Below are 18207 nucleotides of genomic sequence, written 5' to 3' on the forward strand. Positions count from 1 at the left end.
GGCGGTCGGGGCCGGTGTTTCATGGGTCTGTGACGACCTCGGAGGACCTGGCCGCGGACGGTGCGGCGGTGGACGCGGTGCGGCGCCGGCCGCCGGTGCTGCGCGGGCAGGGGCCGGCGGTGGCGGTGGTGGCCGCGGGCGGGGCGCTGGGGGCGGCGGCCCGGTACGGCGCGGGGCTGCTGTGGACGACCGGGCCCTCGGCGTTCCCGTGGACGACGCTGCTGGTGAACGTGGTCGGGTGCGCGGTGATCGGGGTCTTCCTGGTGGTGGTCACCGAGGGCCGGCCGGCCCACCCGCTGCTGCGGCCGTTCTTCGGCACGGGCGTGCTCGGTGGGTTCACGACCTTCTCGACGTACGCGGTGGACGTCCGCCGGCTGCTGGAGGAGGGGCGGCCCGGACCGGCCGCGGCGTACCTGGGCCTGACCCCGGCGGCGGCGATGGCGGCGGTCTGGGCGGCGGCCGCGGTGACGCGCCGTCTGCTGCTGCGCGGGGCAAGGAGGGCGCGGTGACGGGCGCGGCGGAGCCCCGGCTGGGCGGTCCGGCGCTGCGGCTGACCGTGCTGGTCGGCGAGAACGACCGGTGCCACCACCGCCCGCTGTACAGCGAGATCGTGCACCGGGCGCGGGCGGCCGGGCTGGCCGGGGCGAGCGTCTTCCGGGGGGTCGAGGGGTTCGGCGCCTCCTCGATGGTGCACACGGCGCGGCTGCTGTCGCTGAGCGAGGACCTGCCGGTGGCGGTGGTGGTCGTGGACACCGAGGAGCGGGTGCGGGCGTTCCTGCCCGAGCTGGCGGGGCTGGCGGTGGAGGGGCTGGTGACCCTGGAGCGGTGCGAGGTGCTCCGGTACGCCGGGCGGGCCGGCGGCACGGCGGCGGGGGAGGGCGGGGCGTGAACTGGCTGCTGGTGGTCGCCGGCGCGCTGGTCGGCGCGCCCTTGCGGTACCTGACCGACCGGGCGGTGCAGTCCCGGCACGACTCGGTGTTCCCGTGGGGGACCTTCGTGGTGAACGCGGGCGGCTGCCTGGTCCTCGGGCTGGTGACCGGGGCGGTGGCGGCCGGGGCGGCGTCCTCGCACGTCCAGCTGCTGCTCGGGACGGGGCTGTGCGGGGCGCTGACCACGTACTCGACCTTCTCGTACGAGACGCTGCGGCTGGCCGGGAGCGGGGCCGGGCGGTACGCGGTGGCGAACGTGGCGGGCAGCGTCGCGGCGGGCCTGGCGGCGGCGTACGCGGGGGCGGAGCTGGCCGCGGCGCTCTGGGGCTGAGCCCCGGGGGCGCGTGCGGGGCCGGGGCGGCCCGGTGCCCGTCCGGGTGCTTCCGGCGGTCCCACCCGTGTCCGGGCGCCCGCGCCGGGCGTTGGACACCCGCAAGGGTGGCCGTGCGCGGTGGGTGGGCGGCCCGGGCGGGGCGGGTGCAGGAGAGGGACTCGGTGGCGGCGATGCGTGCGGTGCGGGTGGTGCGTGCGGTGGCGGAGCGGGAATCGGCGGTGGTCCGGAGCGCCGTGGTGCGCGGCGCGGCGGTCCTGGCGGTGGCCGGACTGGGGCTGACCGGCTGCATGTCGGTCGGGCCGGGGGCGGACGAGAAGCACGGCGTGGTGCCGGTCGGCCAGGCCGGAACACCGACCAGGCCGGGGGCGACCCCGTCCGCCTCGCCGAGCGGCAGCGGACACCCGGGGGGCGCGTCCGGGCGGTCGGATCGCGCGGCGGGCGCGCAGGCCCAGAGCGCGTCGACCGGGGGGATGAACGCGGCCCCGGGCGAGGTGGCCGGCGGCACGAACGGGGCGGCGGGCGCGGGCAGCGGCAACGGCGCGGGGGGCGTGAACGGCGCGCCCTCCGGCGACCAGGTACCGGCGGCGGCCCTCGGCGATGCCGCGCCCGGCGCGACCGGCAGCGCGGGGGGCGCGAACGCCAGCCCCGCGCCCCATCCGGGCTCCGGCGGCACGTCCACGGGCGGGTCGGCCGGGGGTGCCGCGGGCTCCGGCGGCGCGGGCGGTCCGGGCCACCCCTCGGGCGGCACCGGGACCACCGCGGGCGGCTCCGGTGGCGGCGCCGGCGGAACCACCGCCTCCGCCCCGCCGGCCAGCCCGACCGGTCACCCGTCCTCCCCGGAACCCGGCCACACCACCCCCGCCCCGAGCGCCACCGCGGCCCCGGAACCGACCCCCGCGCCGAGCAGCACCGGGCCCTCCAGCTCGGGCGTGCCGGGTGGGCACTGAGCGTCGATCCGCAGCCTGGCCAGCGCATTTGCCTCCGATCCCCAAGCTCCTCTATGGTGGTAGATCGTTCGTTTGATCCATTTGACTGGCGCCCTATTCCCATCTGGCGCCCTTGGCGCGTTCCGGCGATCCGTGGCTGACCGCATAGAGGCGGTTGTGAAACAGAACCCCGGACTTTGGCGCGTGCCACTTCCGGAAGGTTTTGCATGTCTCTCGTTGACGACGCCCGCTTCGCCATGCCCGCGAGCGAGTCCGCCGCCGATGCCACCACCGCCCCCGCCGAGGCCGACGCCGAGCTGATCGCCGCCGTCGACGCCGTCGAGGACACCACCGACGCCGCCACCGAGGCCGAGGACACGGCCGACGAGGCCACCGACGCCGCCGACGCCGAGCCGACCATCACCTTCGGCGACCTGGGCCTGCCGGACGAGATCGTCCGCGCCCTCGCCAAGCGCGATGTCACCACCCCGTTCCCGATCCAGGCCGCGACCATCCCGGACGCCCTGGCCGGCAAGGACGTGCTGGGCCGCGGCCGCACCGGCTCCGGCAAGACCCTCAGCTTCGGTCTGCCGCTGCTGACCCGCCTCGCCGACGGCGAGCGCACCCGCGCCAAGCACCCGCGCGGCCTGATCCTGGTCCCGACCCGCGAGCTGGCCATGCAGGTCGCCGACGCCCTGGAGCCGTTCGGCTCGGTGCTCGGCCTGCGCCTCAAGGTCGTCTGCGGCGGTACCTCGATGTCGAACCAGATCTACGCGCTGGAGCGCGGCGTCGACGTCCTGGTCGCCACCCCGGGCCGCCTGCGCGACCTGATCAACCGCGGCTCGGCCAAGCTCGACGACGTCCAGGTCGCCGTCCTCGACGAGGCCGACCAGATGGCCGACATGGGCTTCCTGCCCGAGGTCACCGAGATCCTCGACCAGGTGCCGGCCGGCGGCCAGCGCCTGCTGTTCTCCGCCACCCTGGAGAACGAGATCGACACCCTGGTGAAGCGCTACCTGAACAGCCCGGTCACCCACGAGGTCGACCCGTCGGCCGGCGCCGTCACCACCATGACCCACCACATCCTCGTGGTGAAGCCCAAGGACAAGGCGCCGATCACCAACGCGATCGCCGCCCGCAAGGGCCGCACGATCATCTTCGTCCGCACCCAGATGGGCGCCGACCGCGTCGCCGAGCAGCTCGTCGAGGCCGGTGTGAAGGCCGACGCGCTGCACGGCGGCATGACCCAGGGCGCCCGCACCCGGGTGCTCGGCGACTTCAAGGACGGCTACGTCAACGTCGTCGTCGCCACCGACGTCGCCGCCCGCGGCATCCACGTCGACGGCATCGACCTGGTGCTCAACGTCGACCCGGCCGGCGACCACAAGGACTACCTGCACCGCTCCGGCCGCACCGCCCGGGCCGGCCGCTCCGGCACCGTCGTCACCCTGGTGCTGCCGCACCAGCGCCGCGGCGTCTTCCGCCTGATGGAGGACGCGGGCGTGGAGGCCGGCCGCCACATCCTCGACCACGCCTTCGACGCCGAGGTGGCCCGGATCACCGGCGCCCGCTCGCTGGTCGAGGTCCAGGCGGAGAGCGCGGCCAACATCGCCGGCGCCGCCGAGCGCGAGGTCGCCGACATGACCCGCCAGCTGGAGCGCGCCCAGCGCCGCGCCGCCGAGCTGCGCGACGAGGCCGACCGCCTGTCCGCGCGGGCCGCGCGCGAGCGGGCCGAGCTGGGCATCGAGGACGAGGCCCCGGCCGCCGAGGCCGAGACCGAGGGCGAGGGCGCCGAGGCCGCCGCCCCGGTGGCCGCCGCCGAGCCGGCCGCCCCGGTGGCCGAGGAGCGCACGCCGTCGTACCGCGAGGCCCGCACCGAGCGTCCGTCGTCCGGCCGGGACCGCGGTGACCGCTCGTTCAACCGGGACCGTGACGACCGCGGCGGCCGTTCCTTCGGCCGGGACCGTGACGACCGTGGTGGCCGTTCCTTCGGTGACCGTGACCGCGGTGGCTTCAACCGGGACCGCGACGACCGCGGTGGCCGTTCCTTCGGTGACCGTGACCGTGGTGGCTTCAACCGCGACCGTGACGACCGCGGCGCCCGCTCGTTCGGTGACCGTGACCGTGGTGGCTTCAACCGCGACCGTGACGACCGTGGTGGCCGTTCCTTCGGTGACCGTGACCGCGGTGGCTTCAACCGCGACCGTGACGACCGCGGCGCCCGCTCGTTCGGTGACCGTGACCGCGGTGGCTTCAACCGCGACCGCGACGACCGCGGCACCCGCTCCTTCGGCGACCGTCCGGCCCGTTCCTTCGGTGACCGCGACCGCGGCTTCGGCCGGGACCGCGACGAGCGCGGCGGCAGCAACAACCGTCCGTTCGCCCGCCGCGACGACCACCGCTCCGGCGGCCGTCCGCAGTCCGGTGGCTTCAACCGGGACCGCGACGACCGCGGCGGCCGCCCCGGCGGCTTCAACTCCGGCTTCAACCGCGACGACCGCAAGCCGCGCTGGAAGAACTGACGCCGCCCGGCAGCTGACGCCGCGCAGCGCCTGACGCACCCGCGACGGGCCCGCTCCACTTCGGTGGGGCGGGCCCGTCGCCGTTCCCGGCGGTCCGGTTGTTCTGCGGCCGAGAATAACCGGTGGCGCGCCGACCCGGCCGTCGCCTACCGTCGGCGGCATGAGCAGCAGAATGCGTGTGGCGGCGGTGAACGAGGGCATCGCCGAACAGGGGAGCTACCGCGCGGCCGGGGGCGAACTCGTCGAGCTGGCCGAGTCGTTGGCGGCGGCCCGGGCCGGCACGGTGTCGTACGACCCGGCCGGGCTGGACGCGCTGGTCGCGGCGGGCGGGCCCGGCCCGGCGCCGGCGGGCGGCTTCGAGGTGACGGCCGAGGGCAGCGTCCAGGCGGCCCACCGGCTGGTCGAGGCGGGCGGCGGACCGGTCGGGGTGCTCAACTTCGCCTCCGCGCGGAACCCCGGTGGCGGCTACCTGCGCGGCGCCCGCGCCCAGGAGGAGGACCTCTGCCGCAGCGCGCTGCTGTACACCTGCCTGCTGGAGGCGCGGGACTACTACGAGGCGCACCGGGCCTCCTCCGACCTCCGGTACAGCCACCGGGTGATCGTCTCGCCCGGGGTGCCGGTGATCCGGGGCGAGGACGGCGGGCTGCTGGCACGGCCGTACCCCGTGACCTTCCTGACCTCGCCCGCACCGAACGCGGGGCAGCTGGCCCTGCACACGCCCGGGGGAGTGGACGTCCGGGGCGTGCTCGCCGAGCGGGCCGAGCGGGTGCTCGCGGCGGCCGCCCGGCACGGGGTGCGCACGCTGGTGCTCGGGGCGTGGGGCTGCGGGGTGTTCCGCAACGACCCGGACGAGGTGGCGGAGGCCTTCGATCGGGCGCTGGCCCGCTACGGCGCGGCCTTCGACCGGGTGGTCTTCGCGGTCTGGGACCGGACGCCGGTTTCGCCGAACCGGGCCGCCTTCGAGGCGCGGTTCGGGGCTTAGCGGGGCCGCGGGGCCGGGACCGGAGCCCCGGCCCCGGCCTCGGGCTCGGGCCTCAGGCCTTGCGGGTGACCAGGACGGACGTGAGCGCGGAGGCGGCGGTCACCACGCCGGTGACGGCGAAGACGGACGGCCAGGCGCCGATCTTCTTCGCCAGCGGGTGCGAACCGCCGAAGGCCGCCACGTACAGGCCGGTCAGCGCGGCCGCGGCGGGCGCTCCCGAGCGCCGGTTCCACTGCGCGGCGGCACCGGCGCCGGCCACGGCCAGCACGGCGCCGCCGAGCTGCCGCTTCCCGGTCCACCGGGCGACGCCGTAGCCGCCGACCAGGCCGCTCGCCGCGGTCAGCGCGGCCGGTGCGGTGCTCGCGAGCGCGTTCGGGATCCTCGCCATCGTCGACTCCACTCCTCGGCGGATCCGGTGCGGACCCGCGGCAGTACTCGGGACTCCTCGGACTTCCGACCCTAACCCGCCGTCTCCCCCGGCCCGCCCCGGCCCCCGGCCCCCGGAGCCGTCGCCCGTCCTGCCCGCGCCCCCGCCGCCCGGCTACCGCATCGCCTGCTCCAGGGGCAGCGCGGGCGCGGCGGCCGCCAGCCGGGCCGCGGCCTCCTCCGGCGCCAGGACCCGCTCCAGCCGCAGGTCGCCGGGCACCTGCTCGACGAACCGCCCGGCCGCCCAGCTCCGCTCGTAGGGCTGCGGGTCCAGCACGAGGGTCCGCACACCGTCCACCACCGGGATGTCCTCCGGCATGCCCTCGTTCCAGATCCAACCGCCGTCCGGCGCGACCAGGTTGAACGCGCCCGTCGCGATGAACCGGCGGTCGTCCAGCCACCCGGTGCGGCTGAGGGCGACCACCTCCGGGTCGGGGCGGACGCCGGGCAGGTGGCCGCCGCCGATCAGCGCCTCGGCGAGCAGCGTGTGCAACTGGAAGTTGTCGGTCAGGCCGTCCATCCGGAGCCGGTAGCCGGTGCCGCTCGGGCGGTGCAGGACGAGCAGCGGTTCGTCGTCGAGGGCGGCGGCCAGGTACCGCAGGCCCTTGAGGTCGTGCTGCTCGGACCGCTCGCGGTAGCGGTCGATCAGCTCGGTGAGGACGTCGGTCACACCGTCGGCGCGGGCCGCCCGGCGCACGGCGGCGTGCGTGCAGAGCGCGAACGCGGCCCGCTGCCACAGGTCGAGCGTCCACCAGCCGGCCACCGCCCGGTGGGCGTGCCGGGCGTCCGCCCGCCCGTCCCCGGCGATCCGGGCGTGGACCCGGCCGGGATCGTCCCGGTCGGGGTCCGGCAGGGCGTCCTCGTCGCTCTCCGCCCACCGGTCGAGCAGCAGCAGCGCACCGGTCAGGGCCTCGCGCAGCCCGGCGAGCACTCGGTCGGCGCAGGCCGCGGGGTCGGCGCCGCGCTCGACGCAGGCGCCGACCATCATCGCCAGGTGCGCGCGGGGGAACGGCGGGGTGTCCGTGAGCAGCGCGGCCAGCCGGGGGCCGACCGCCGCCGACTCCGCCTCCCCGGCGGGCCCGAGCAGGCCGCCCAGCCGGCGCAGCGCGGCGTCGAAGCGCTCACCGCCGTCCGGTCCGTCCTCCGCCAGGCCGGCCACGGCTTCCTCCAGGGAGCCCACCGCCCCGGCGAGGGCGGACTGCTGACTGACCGACGGCCCCGCGGGGCGGCCGTCCTGCGCGGAACGATCATCGAACACCATTCGCCGCAGCATAGGTGTCCGCGGGCGGCTGTCGGTACCGGGTGGGAGACTCGCCCGGTGACCGACCACGAGATCACCGACGGCCTCTACCGGATCCGCAACGCCGCCACCGGCCTGCTGCTGGAGGTGCCCGGCGGCAGCCGCCGCAGCGGCGTGAAGGTGCTGCTCGCCGCCGAGGACGGTTCGGACGCCCAGCTCTGGCGGCTGACGGCCGTTCACCCGGGCGGCGCGCTGTTCCACGTCGAGAACGTCGCCGGCGGCAAGCGCCTGGACGTCACCGGCGCCGCGACCGAGAACGGCGTGCCGGTCCAGCAGTGGTCCGCCAACGCCTTCGGCGCCCAGGAGTGGCTGGTCGAGCACCACGTCGACGCCCCGGGCACCTGCACGCTCACCAGCTTCATCAGCGGCAAGCCCCTCACCGCCCCGCCCGCCGGCGATCCGGCCGCCCCCGTCCACCAGTGGGAGGACACCGACTCCCCGACCCAGTGGTGGCACCTGGAACGGGGGTAGTCCGGCTCCGCCGCTCAGCCCGGCGGGTGCCCCTCGTGCTTGAACACCGACCGGTCGTGCCAGCGCAGGTGGTCGTGTCCGCGCGGGTCGACCGGCCGGCCGTGCGGGAGCGGCACCGCGCGGTCGTGCAGCGCCCGGACGGCCTCGCCGGCGGGGGAGTCGGTCCGGAAGTGCGGGGAGATCCGCACGGTGCGGTCCTCCGTCACCCCGAGCACCCCGAAGTCGAACAGCGCGTGGTGCAGCGAGCAGAGCGCGAAGGCGTTGGCGAGGTCGTCGGGGCCGCCCTGGCTGTGCCACCGGATGTGCGCCGCCTCGACGCCGACCGGGTGGCTCCCGAGCTTGCCGTCGTAGCCGCAGAACGCGCAGGCGTGGTCGAACGCCCGCAGCACGGCGGCGGCGAACCCGGCGGCCCGCACCCGCCGTTGGACCAGCCGGAAGGCCGGGCCCCGCGCCGCACCGGGGTCCGGACCGTCGAGCTCCGGGTCCGCGATGCCCGGGTCGGCGAGGTCCGGGTCCGCGATGCCCAGGTCCGGCAGCCCGACGCCCGCCTGCTCGCAGATCGCCGCCTCCAGGGTGGGCGTGAAGTGCAGGTCGAGCAGCAGCCGGACGGCGACCGGCCCGGCCGAGGGGTCCCCGGTGAGCAGCCGCTCGACCTCGGGCCGCAGCCGGCCGACCGCGCCCACCCCGCGCAGCGCCGCACCGCCGGCCCGCACGTCCGCCGGGCCGAGCTCGCGCCCGGCGGCGTCGGACAGCGACCAGAGGCTCCGCTCCAGGTGGACGAACGGCATCGCCGCCCGCTGCCCGGCCGTCGCCCGGCCGACCGGCGGCCCGAAGTCGTTGATCAGCCGGCTGACCGGCTCCTCGGCCTCCGTGTACGCGACCGCGCTGCTCCCGAGACGGGCGTGCCGGCCCAGCAGCCAGAGCAGCAGCAGCGGCTTGTGCGGGGCCCGCACCCCGCCGGTGTTCGCCCGCCGGAGCCGCTGCAGGGCGTCGAGCAGTTCCGCCCGTCGCATCTCCCGCCCTCCCCCGCCGGCTGCCGGGCCTACGCCGACAGGTTGGCCCGGAGGGCGTCGAGGTCGGCGTCGGTGGCGCCGTGGGCGTGCAGGTAGGCGGGGAGGGAGCCGTGCCGGTCGTGGATCCAGGCGAAGGAGGAGGCGAGCAGCTCCGCCGCGACCGGCCGGGAGAGCCGCTCGGCGCCGGTCTCGTCGAGGTACGGGGTGGGGCCGTCCAGCAGGCCGAGACCGGCGTTGGAGCGCAGGTAGTCGGCGGTGACGTCGGCCTCGGAGGCGCCCAGCAGGGACTGGACGACGGCGATGGTGAGGCCGGTGCGGTCCTTGCCGACGGCGCAGTGCACCACGGCCGACAGGGTGCCGGGGGCGCCGAGGCGGCGGATCGCGGCGACCAGCGACGGTCCGGCGGTGGCGGCCATGAACGGGTACAGCTCGGCCTGGTCCTCCGGCCAGGGGCGCTCGGTGTCCTCCCGGTTCGCGGGCAGGGTGGGGAGGTGGAGGGTCTCGTGGTCGAGGCCGTCCACCTTGTCCGGGAAGAAGCCCCGCTCCTCCGAGCTGCGCAGGTCGATCACGGTGCGCAGGCCGAGGGCCTTGAGCCGCAGCGCGCCCTCGGGGGTGAGGGCGTGGAAGGATCCGGAGCGGAACAGCACGCCCCGGCGGAGCGCACCGACGCCCCCGGCGTCACGGAAGTTGCGCACCCCGGGGATGTCGATGAAGGCGGACTGCACGTCGTCGGTCATGGCCACCACCGTACGGTCGCGGACCGTGCCAGGGGAAGGAAACGGTCCGGCTCTCCGATCTTGGCCGGAGCCGGTTCCGCCCCTGCGCCGCGCTCACCGGCCGCCGGAGACGTCCAGGAACGCGCCCGTGGTGTACGAGGAGGCCGGCGACAGCAGGAAGAGGATCGCCTCCGCGACCTCCTCGGGCTGTCCGCCGCGGCGCATCGGCAGGTCCGGCGCGACCCGGTCGACCCGGCCGGGCTCGCCGCCCAGGGCGTGGATGCCGGTGTGGATCAGGCCGGGACGCACGGCGTTGACCCGGATGCCCTCGGCGGCGACCTCCAGGGACAGCCCGCGGGTCATCGAGTCGACGGCCCCCTTCGCCGCCGCGTAGTCCACGTACTCGTTGGGCGAGCCGAGCCGGGAGGCCGCCGAGGAGACGTTGACGATGGCCCCGCCGCGCCCGCCGTGCCGGGTGGACATCCGGCGGACGGCCTGCGCGGCGCACAGGAACGGGCCGGTGATGTTGGCGGCCCAGATCCGGTTCAGCCGCTCCTCGTCGATGTCCTCCAGCCGGCCCTGCCGCTCCAGGGTGCCGGCGTTGTTCACCAGGGCGGTGAGCGGGCCGAGTTCGGCGTCGACGGTGTCGAACAGCCGGGCCACCTCGGCGCCGCGGGTGACGTCCGCGCGGACGGCGAGCGCGGTGCCGCCGTCGGCCCGGATCGCGTCCACCACCGAGGCGGCGGCGGCCTCGTCCGCCCGGTAGTTGACGCACACCCGGTACCCGCGGCGCCCGGCGAGCAGTGCGGTGGCGGCGCCGATGCCGCGCCCGGCACCGGTGATCAGAACGACGTCGGGCTGCTCGGAACCGTTCGCGGTCGACATGCCCCGCACCCTACTCGCCCGCGCGGAAAAACGGTTCGCCCGGCGTGCCCCGCGCCCGGCAGACTCCTCGGCACCGGCCGACGAGAGGAGTCCGCCCGTGTCCACCGCGCCCGGCACCGTCCTGCTCTCCGGCATCGTCGGCTCGACCGCGTACGGGCTGGCCCACGCCGGCTCCGACATCGACCGGCTCGGCCTGTTCGCCACCCCGACCGAGGGCCTCCACGGCCTGCACCGCCCCGCCGAGTCGCACGTCACCACCGCCCCGGACCGCACCCTGCACGAGGCCGCCAAGTGGTGCCGGCTGGCGCTCGTCTGCAACCCCACCGCCTCCGAGCTGGTCTGGCTGCCCGACGACCTCTACGAGGCCCGCACCCCGCTCGGCGAGGAGCTGATCGCGATCCGCCGCTCCTTCCTCAGCGCCCGGGCCGTCCGCAACGCCTACCTCGGCTACGCCACCCAGCAGTTCCGCAAGCTGCGGACCCGCGACACCGCGGACCCGGCCACCCGCGCCCGGGCCGCCAAGCACGCCCGCCACCTGGTCCGCCTCCTCGACCAGGCCGTCCACCTGCACGAGGCCGGCCACAACCTGGTCCGGCTGCCCGACCCGGAACGCGTCCGCGAGCTCGGCGAGCGCATCGCCGACGACCCCGCCCGCGCCGAACGCCTCCTCACCACCGCCACCGACCGCCTCGACCGCCCCGGTGTCCTCCCCGACCGCCCCGACGAGCGCCCCGCCGACGCCTGGCTCCGCCGCGTGCGCGCCGCCCACTGGACACCGTCCGCGTGAGCCCGACCCCACCGGGTAGGATCACGGCGGCCCGCCGCCGACACCCGGCCCGGGCCGCGGGCCGCTAGCTCAATTGGCAGAGCTGCGGACTTTTAATCCGTAGGTTCAGGGTTCGAGCCCCTGGCGGCCCACCTGGAACGAGCACGTTCCCCCCGCTCCGGGCTGCGGCGTGCCCCGGAAGGGCGACGGCCTCAGTCGGCGGCTTCGGCGACGGGGGCGCGGGCCGGTGCGAGCGCCACCGTCCGGGCCGGGAGCATCACCAGGGCTACGGCTCCCCCGTTGAGTCCCGGCCTGAGCTGGACGCGGATGTCGTGGCGTAGGGCGAGGTGGCCGACCACGAAGAGGCCCATGCGGTGGGGGACGGAGACGTCCACCGTCGGCGGGTTGGCGAGGCGCTCGTTGATCTCGGCGAGGTCGCCGGAGCCCAGGCCGAGGCCGCTGTCGTGGATCTCGACGAGCACCCGGCCGTCCGGCAGCGCGTGGCCGGTGACCCGGACGCGGGTCTTCGGGTGGGAGAACTCGGTCGCGTTCTCCAGCAGTTCGGCGAGCAGGTGGGTGAGGTCGGTGACGGCGGCGTCGGCGACCTCGGCCGGCGGCACGTCGGTGTGCTCGACGCGCTCGTAGTGCTCCACCTCGGAGGCGGCGGCGCGGATCACGTCGACCAGTGGGACGGGCCGGGTCCAGCGGCGGCCGGGGGCCGCACCGGTGAGGACCAGCAAGGTCTCGTGGTGGCGGCGCATGCGGGTCGCGAGGTGGTCCAGCGTGTGGAGCTCGGTCAGCAGTGCCGGGTCGGTGTCGCGGCGCTCCAACGCGTCGAGGAGCGTCAGCTGGCGGTGGGCGAGGAGCTGGGCGCGGCGCGCGAGGGCGGTGGACATCGCGTTGATGTTGCCGCGCAGCAGGGCCTGTTCGGCGGCGAGGGACACGAGGTCGCGGTACAGGATGTCGAAGCACCTGGCCAGCCGCCCCACGTCGTCCCGGCTGTGGATGCCGGCGGACGGGACCGTGAGCGCCGTCTCCGTCAGCCAGGCCGGGTCACCGGCGAACCTCTTCGCGAGGGCGGGAAGTTCCCGCTCGGTGAGGTGCTCGGCGTGCTCGCGGAGGGCGCGCAGGGCCGCCGACGTCCGGAGCCGACCGGAGCGGCGGACCTCGTCCACCAGCCGTTCGGCCTCCGCCTGCGCGGTGCGGCGCACCGTCTCGGCCTCGGTCCTGGCCCCCCGCAGGACGAGATCGGCCCCGTCGACCCGCTCGACCGCTTCACGGGTGGCCGCCGCGAGGACCTCGGAGGCCTCCTCCCGGATCCGCCGGGCTTCGCTCTCGGCCTCCGTGCGGACGACGGCCGCCCGCTCGTCGGCCGCGTTCAGCAGCCGGGCGGCCCGCTGCCGGGCGTCCGCCAGGAGCAGGGCGGCCTCGGCCTCGGCCGCCGAGCGAACGCCCCGCGCGTGTTCCTCGGCCGTGCCGGTCGTGGTCTCCGCCGCCCGGGCCGCGTCCTCGATCAGTTGCTTGGTGGCGTTGCGGATGCGGCTCAGCGGGGACTGGATCTGCCGGTTCAGGGCCTTGAGGTCCACCCATCGGCGGCGCCAGTGCTCGATCAGCGCCGGATCCGCCTTGTAGCCCCGGGGCTTCTCCCCGTCCACGGGGAAGGGGTTGCTGACCACGCGGACGAACTCCAGGAGGAAGTCCACCCGGGGGAGCCGCTTGCCGTTCAGGAGGTCGGCGATGCCCGCCTTGGTCAGCCTGCGGGTCTCGGAGGCACCGCAGATCTCGCCGTAGGAGCGGGCGCCGTACTCGATGTGCAGGTGGTTCAAATCGTCGACGAACACGGCCAGCCGTGCGTCATAGGCCTCGACGGTCGCGAGGTCGACCGGGTCGATCCCGGTCGGTCCGTCCGCCGCCGTGTCCAGCTGGTAGGGCATCAGGCCACCATAGGTCAGCCGGAGTTGGAACGTCCATGGACGCCCTTGAACGTTCCTGAACGCCGGTGGCGTTCAAGGACGGGGGCGCCGTGTCCGATCGGACGCCCTCGGCGTCCGGGAACCGGCGGGGGCGTACGGCCGGCTGGGCCGTCGCCGGGCCCCCTGCTCCTCTGGACGTATGACGGACGACAACTTCCCCGCTCCCCCCGCCGACGGATCCCGGGCCCCCGAGCCCGCCGAGGACCCCGCTTCCGGCCGCCAGCGGATGCTGGACCTGATCGCTCTGGTCAGCCTGCTGGTCATCGCCACCGGCGTCTATCTGACGGCGGGCAGCGGCGGCTTCTCGGTGATCACCGGGGCCGGTGTCGGGCTGTACGGGCTCTGGCGGGCGCGTCGGTGAGGACGGCCCCCACCCGCCCCCCGGCGGGCGGGGGTGGTCAGTGGACGGCGGCGAGGCGGCCGTGGTCGAGGGTGAGGACGTCGTCGACGGCGGCGAGGGCGGCGTGGTCGTGGGTGACCAGCAGGGTGGTCCGGCCGCGGGTGGCGTCGAGGACGTCGGCGAGGACGGCGGCGGCGGTGTCCGGGTCGAGGCCCTCGGTGGGTTCGTCGAGGACGAGGACGGGCGGGTCGGCGAGCAGGGCGCGGGCCAGCAGCAGGCGTTGGCGCTGGCCGCCGGACACGGTGGAGCCGTCCCCGCCGAGCACGGTCTCCCAGCCGTCGGGCAGGGACTCGATCCAGTCGAGCAGCCGGGCCCGGCGGGCCGCCTCGCGCAGGTCCTCGTCGGCGGCGTCGGGGCGGGCGAGGCGCAGGTTGGCCCGGATCGTGGTGTGGAAGACGTGGGCGTCCTGGGTCATGCCGGTGATCACCCGGCGGACGTCCGCGCCCGCGCAGTCGCGCAGTTCGCGGCCGCCGACCCGAATGCTGCCGCCCTCGTAGGGGACGAACCGCATCAGCGCCGCGATCAGCGTGGACTTGCCGGAGCCGCTGGCGCCGAGCAGGGCGACCCGGCGGCCGGGCGGCAGGTGCAGGCTGACGCCGTCGAGCGCGGCGGGGCCGTCGGCGCGGTGGCGGACCCGCAGGTCGGTGATCTCGATGCCGAGCGGGCCCCCGGCGGGGAGCGGGGCCGGGTCGGCCGGGTCGGTGACCGGCGGCGGGGTGTCCATGAGGTCGGCGAGCCGGCGGGCGGAGGCCCAGACGGCGGCCAGCCGGCGGGCGGCGGCGGGCAGGGCGGCCAGGGCGTCGAAGGAGATCAGGGCGAGCACCGCGAGGACGGTGAGCTGGACGGCGGGCAGCCGGCCGTCGGCGTGGGCGCGCAGGCCGAGCCAGGTGGCGCCGACCGTGGCGGCGGCCTGGAACAGCAGGATCACGGCGGAGGCGAGCGAGGTGGTGAGCGCGCCGCGGCGCTCCAGGGCGGCGATCCGGTCGGTGGCGGCGGAGGCCCGCCGGTGGGCACGGCCGCGGGCGCCGTACGCGGCGAGGTCGGCCGCACCCTCGGTCAGGTCGACGGTGAGCGCGGCGAGTTCGGCGCGCGCCGCCTTCTCCGCCCGCCCGGTCCGGCGGGACAGCGCGAGCACCAGGGCGGGCACCAGCAGGCCCGCGGCCGCGAGCAGCACCCCGAGCAGCAGTCCGGCGGAGGGCAGCAGCACCAGGGCGGTGCCGGTGGCGGCCGCCGCGACCAGGCCGGCCGCGGTGACCGGGATCAGGACCCGCAGCAGCAGGTCCTGGGCGGCGTCGACGTCGTCGACCAGGCGGGTCAGCAGGTCGCCGCCGCGGAACGCCGGGGCCCCGGCGGGGGCGAGCGGGACGAGCGACTCGTACACCCGGGCGCGGAAGCCGGCGACGGCGCGCAGCACGCCGTCGTGGCCGAGCAGGCGGTCGGCGTAGCGCAGGGTGCCGCGGCCGAGGGCGAGGGCGCGCACCGCGACGACGGCGACGGCGACGGCCGAGATCGGCGGCTGCTCGGCGGCGCGGGTGATCAGCCAGCCGGCGGTGGCCATCAGGGCGGCGCCGCTGAGCTCGCTGCCGGCGGCGGCGAGCACGGCGGGCAGCAGCCGGCGCCAGTACGGCAGCAGGTGGCGCAGCAGCCGGACGGTGGGGCGGGAGGCGGCGGTCACGAGTGCACCAGGCCTTCGGCGGGCGCGAGGGTGCCCGCGCGGACGGTGAGGATCCGGTCGGCGTGCGGCAGCAGGCTCCGGCGGTGGGCGACGACGATCGCGGTGCGCCCGCGCACGAGGTCCGCGGTGGCCCGGGTGACGGCGGCCTCGCTCTCCGGGTCGAGGTGGGCGGTCGGCTCGTCCAGCAGCAGGATCGGCGCGTCCTTGAGGAACGCGCGGGCCAGGGCGATGCGTTGGCGCTGTCCGGCGGAGAGTCCGGCGCCGTGCTCGCCGAGCGGGGTGGCGTAGCCCTGCGGCAGCGCCTCGGCGAAGCCGTCGGCGCAGGCGGCCCGGGCGGCCGCGCGGACCTCGGCGTCGGTCGCGTCGGGGCGCCCGAGGCGGATGTTGTCGGCGACGCTCGCGGCGAACAGGTGCGGGCGCTGCGGCACCCAGGCGACCTGGGCGAGCCAGGCGTCGGGGTCGAGCGCGGCGAGGTCGGTGCCGTCGACCAGGACCCGGCCGGTGCCGGGGGCGGTGAAGCCGAGCAGCAGCGCGAGCAGGGTGGACTTGCCGGCGCCGCTGGGGCCCACCAGGGCGAGGTGCTCGCCGGGGTGGACGGTGAGCGAGACGGCGTCGAGGGCGGGCGCGGTGCGGCCGGGGTGGTGGACGGTGACCCCGTCGAGGCGCAGCCGGGCGGTCCGGCCGTCGGGGACGGGCGCGGGGACAGGGACGGGGACGGAGGACGGCACGGGGTGCGTCGCCGGGGGCTCCTCCTCGTCGAGGACGGCGAAGACCCGCTCGGCCACCGCGATGCCCTCGGCGCTGTCGTGGAACGCCGCGCCCGACGCCCGCAGCGGCAGGTAGGCCTCGGGGGCGAGGAAGAGGACGACCAGGGCGGTGCGCAGGTCCAGGGCGCCGGCCAGCAGCCGCAGGCCGACCGGGACGGCGACCAGCGCGACCGAGAGGGTGGCGACGGTCTCCAGCACCAGGGAGGAGAGGAACGCCACCCGCAGGGTCCGCATGGTCGCCCGCCGGTGGGCGTCGGCCATCTCCCGCACCACGCCGGTCTGGTGGTGCTCGCGGCCGAACGCGCGCAGCGTCGGCAGTCCGGCGAGCACGTCGAGGAAGTGGCCGCCGAGCCGGGCGAGCAGCCGCCACTGCCGGGCGGTGCGCCGGGCGGTGTGCATCCCGACGAGCGCGCCGAACACCGGGATCAGCGGGAGCGTGACCACGACGATCAGCGCGGAGGTCCAGTCGGTCCACCACAGCCACCCGACGACCGTGACCGGGACGACGGCGGTGGCGGCCATGGTGGGCAGGTAGCCGGTGAGGTAGGGGTCCAGGGCGTCCAGGCCGCGGGTGAGCAGGGTGGCCGTCTCGCCGTGCCGGCGGGCGGCCAGGCGGTGCGGGCCGGTCTGCCGGAGGCGGGTGGCGAGGCGCTCGCGCAGGGCGCGTTTGGCCTCGGCAGCGGCGCGCTGGGCGAGGGCGCCGCGGGCCCAGGCGAGCAGGGCCCGCAGGGCGAGGACGGCGGTGAGGGCGGCCAGGGCGGTGGTGCGCGGGCCCTGCCCGGCGAAGCCGTCCGCGAGCAGGCCGGCCAGCAGGCCGGCCTGGCCGACGACGAGTCCGGCGCCCGCCAGCGCCAGTGCGGTCGAGGTGGTCAGGTGCCGTCGCACCACCGGGAGGTCGCGCCGCAGGCGGCGTTCGGCCGGCTTCATCCCGTGCTCCCTCCCGGGTCGGTTCCCGGCGTGCGGTGCGGACCGCGTCCGCGGCCCGGGCGGGCCGGTCGGGCGGCCGCCGGGCCGCGGAGCCGGCTGGAAGCCGCCGGCCGGTGGCGGTGGGCTGCCGGCCGGCGGCGGTCGGTCAGAAGTAGCTGGGGTGGCGCAGCCCGGTCCGGCCGCGGAACGCCCACCAGCTCCAGGCCTGGTAGGCGAGGATCAGCGGGAAGACCACCACGCCGAAGCCGATCAGCAGCTTCAGGGTGGCCCCGTCGGCGACGGCGTCGTCGACGGTGATCCCCGCGCCGGAGGCCGCGGTCAGCAGGTACGGGTACTGGCCGGCCCCGATCAGCAGTACCGGCAGCGCGGTCGCGGCGCAGGTGGCGGTGAACGCCAAGGCGTCGCGGCCGCGGGTGAGGTACCACCAGCCGGCCGCGAGGGCGGCGGCGACGAGCAGGAACAGCACCGCGGAGGTGGCGGTCCTCGTCATCGAGGCGCCCGCTCCGAACAGCGAGAGCACCAGTGCCAGCGCGCTCGCGGCGCCCGCCGCGGCGATCAGGGTGGCACCCACCCGCCGCGCGGTGGCGGCGAGTTCGGGCTCGGAGCGGAGCGCGATGAAGGCCGCGCCGTGCCCGGCGAAGAGCAGCGCGGTGGCCGCCCCGCAGGTCAGCGAGAACGGCGCGAACACCTCGCCGAAGCCGATGTGGAAGGAGCCGTCCGCCCGGCGGGGCACGCCGTGCAGCAGCAGGCCGACGACGATGCCCCAGCCGACGGCGGGCAGCGCGCCGCCGAGCACCACCAGGGCGTTCCACCGGCGCAGCGCCCGGGGGCTTCGGGAGCGGCCGCGCAGCTGGACCGCGGCGTTGCCGAGCACCAGGCCGACCAGGATCGCCACGATCAGCGGGTAGAGGCCGGACAGCAGGCTGCCCTCCAGGTGCGGGAAGGCGCCGAACATCGCGCCGGCGAAGGCGACCAGCCACACCTCGTTGCCGAGGAAGAACGGGGCGATCGCGTCGAGCGCGGCGTTCCGTTCGCCGGTGCCGGGCGCCTCGGCCGGGGCGGGGGCGGCGTCCGGCCCGCCGAGGAACGGGGACAGCATCTGGACGCCGTAGTCGTAGCCGCCGAGCACGAAGTAGCCGGCGAGCAGCAGGCCGAGGAGGGCCAGCCAGAGGGTCTCCAGGCTCATGTAGCCCAA

At 76.6% G+C, this 18207-nt stretch carries 18 protein-coding genes and 1 tRNA gene; 10 read left to right on the forward strand and 9 right to left on the reverse strand.

Annotated features, from left to right (window positions below; translation table 11 throughout):
• The first annotated feature begins 29 nt into the window (after positions 1-29).
• From crcB (ACFC0B_RS16995) to ACFC0B_RS17020, 6 genes are all read left to right on the forward strand, one after another.
• Positions 30-509 (forward strand): fluoride efflux transporter CrcB, encoded by a 480-nt coding sequence (gene crcB, locus ACFC0B_RS16995; protein WP_376086596.1) that lies wholly within the window; start codon positions 30-32, stop codon positions 507-509.
• Entirely contained in the window at positions 506-889 is a 384-nt protein-coding gene (locus ACFC0B_RS17000) for a DUF190 domain-containing protein (RefSeq protein ID WP_376086597.1), read from the forward strand. Before crcB (ACFC0B_RS16995) ends, ACFC0B_RS17000 begins: the two co-directional genes overlap by 4 nt.
• Positions 886-1260 (forward strand): fluoride efflux transporter CrcB, encoded by a 375-nt coding sequence (gene crcB, locus ACFC0B_RS17005; RefSeq protein ID WP_376086598.1) that lies wholly within the window; start codon positions 886-888, stop codon positions 1258-1260. The genes ACFC0B_RS17000 and crcB (ACFC0B_RS17005) overlap by 4 nt, the downstream gene beginning before the upstream one ends.
• Before the next feature lie 164 nt (positions 1261-1424).
• Complete coding sequence (locus tag ACFC0B_RS17010; RefSeq protein WP_376086599.1) at positions 1425-2210, forward strand: hypothetical protein; 786 nt, start codon at positions 1425-1427, stop codon at positions 2208-2210.
• A 206-nt stretch (positions 2211-2416) separates the two neighbouring features.
• Entirely contained in the window at positions 2417-4711 is a 2295-nt protein-coding gene (locus ACFC0B_RS17015) for a DEAD/DEAH box helicase (RefSeq protein WP_376086600.1), read from the forward strand.
• 160 nt (positions 4712-4871) lie between these two features.
• A complete protein-coding gene (locus ACFC0B_RS17020; RefSeq protein ID WP_376086601.1) occupies positions 4872-5693 on the forward strand; it encodes a TIGR02452 family protein in 822 nt (273 codons plus the stop codon).
• 52 nt (positions 5694-5745) lie between these two features.
• Here ACFC0B_RS17020 and ACFC0B_RS17025 read toward each other — a convergent pair whose 3' ends face one another.
• Together ACFC0B_RS17025 and ACFC0B_RS17030 are read right to left on the reverse strand one after the other, a co-directional pair.
• Positions 5746-6081 carry a hypothetical protein gene (locus ACFC0B_RS17025; RefSeq protein WP_376086602.1) on the reverse strand — a complete coding sequence of 112 codons (336 nt, stop codon included), beginning with the start codon at positions 6079-6081 and terminating at the stop codon, positions 5746-5748.
• A gap of 153 nt (positions 6082-6234) precedes the next feature.
• A complete protein-coding gene (locus ACFC0B_RS17030; RefSeq protein ID WP_376086603.1) occupies positions 6235-7380 on the reverse strand; it encodes a hypothetical protein in 1146 nt (381 codons plus the stop codon).
• Between the two features lie 57 nt (positions 7381-7437).
• On the opposite strand from ACFC0B_RS17030, the gene ACFC0B_RS17035 reads away from it, so the two are divergent.
• A complete protein-coding gene (locus ACFC0B_RS17035; protein WP_376086604.1) occupies positions 7438-7890 on the forward strand; it encodes an RICIN domain-containing protein in 453 nt (150 codons plus the stop codon).
• 14 nt (positions 7891-7904) lie between these two features.
• Here ACFC0B_RS17035 and ACFC0B_RS17040 read toward each other — a convergent pair whose 3' ends face one another.
• The 3 genes from ACFC0B_RS17040 to ACFC0B_RS17050 all read right to left on the reverse strand — a co-directional run bounded on the left by ACFC0B_RS17040 (position 7905) and on the right by ACFC0B_RS17050 (position 10504).
• On the reverse strand, positions 7905-8903 hold the full coding sequence (locus tag ACFC0B_RS17040) for a phosphorothioated DNA-binding restriction endonuclease (protein WP_376086605.1): 999 nt from the start codon (positions 8901-8903) through the stop codon (positions 7905-7907).
• Between the two features lie 29 nt (positions 8904-8932).
• On the reverse strand, positions 8933-9640 hold the full coding sequence (locus ACFC0B_RS17045) for a tyrosine-protein phosphatase (protein ID WP_376086606.1): 708 nt from the start codon (positions 9638-9640) through the stop codon (positions 8933-8935).
• A gap of 93 nt (positions 9641-9733) precedes the next feature.
• Positions 9734-10504 (reverse strand): SDR family oxidoreductase, encoded by a 771-nt coding sequence (locus ACFC0B_RS17050; protein WP_376086607.1) that lies wholly within the window; start codon positions 10502-10504, stop codon positions 9734-9736.
• Positions 10505-10601: 97 nt separating this feature from the next.
• Here ACFC0B_RS17050 and ACFC0B_RS17055 point away from each other — a divergent pair, with 97 nt between their 5' ends.
• The gene (locus tag ACFC0B_RS17055; RefSeq protein WP_376086608.1) at positions 10602-11291 is read left to right on the forward strand and encodes a DNA polymerase beta superfamily protein; all 690 of its coding nucleotides are present in this window, start codon (positions 10602-10604) and stop codon (positions 11289-11291) included.
• Between the two features lie 58 nt (positions 11292-11349).
• A tRNA-Lys gene (locus tag ACFC0B_RS17060) sits at positions 11350-11422 on the forward strand.
• A gap of 60 nt (positions 11423-11482) precedes the next feature.
• Here ACFC0B_RS17060 and ACFC0B_RS17065 read toward each other — a convergent pair.
• Positions 11483-13204 carry an ATP-binding protein gene (locus ACFC0B_RS17065; protein ID WP_376086609.1) on the reverse strand — a complete coding sequence of 574 codons (1722 nt, stop codon included), beginning with the start codon at positions 13202-13204 and terminating at the stop codon, positions 11483-11485.
• Between the two features lie 178 nt (positions 13205-13382).
• Between ACFC0B_RS17065 and ACFC0B_RS17070 the strand changes: the two genes are divergently transcribed.
• Positions 13383-13604, forward strand: coding sequence for a hypothetical protein (locus ACFC0B_RS17070; RefSeq protein ID WP_376086610.1), 222 nt, complete (start codon positions 13383-13385; stop codon positions 13602-13604).
• Positions 13605-13641: 37 nt separating this feature from the next.
• Here ACFC0B_RS17070 and cydC read toward each other — a convergent pair whose 3' ends face one another.
• From cydC to cydB, 3 genes are all read right to left on the reverse strand, one after another.
• A complete protein-coding gene (gene cydC, locus ACFC0B_RS17075) occupies positions 13642-15318 on the reverse strand; it encodes a thiol reductant ABC exporter subunit CydC (RefSeq protein ID WP_376086611.1) in 1677 nt (558 codons plus the stop codon).
• Positions 15315-17012: a thiol reductant ABC exporter subunit CydD gene (cydD, locus tag ACFC0B_RS17080; RefSeq protein ID WP_376086612.1), complete on the reverse strand. Its 1698-nt coding sequence runs from the start codon at positions 17010-17012 to the stop codon at positions 15315-15317. Before cydD ends, cydC begins: the two co-directional genes overlap by 4 nt.
• A 145-nt stretch (positions 17013-17157) precedes the next feature.
• On the reverse strand, positions 17158-18198 hold the full coding sequence (cydB, locus tag ACFC0B_RS17085) for a cytochrome d ubiquinol oxidase subunit II (RefSeq protein WP_376086613.1): 1041 nt from the start codon (positions 18196-18198) through the stop codon (positions 17158-17160).
• Between the last annotated feature and the right edge of the window lie 9 nt (positions 18199-18207).

The organism is Kitasatospora sp. NPDC056184 (assembly GCF_042268405.1).
Taxonomy (GTDB): Bacteria; Actinomycetota; Actinomycetes; order Streptomycetales; family Streptomycetaceae; genus Kitasatospora.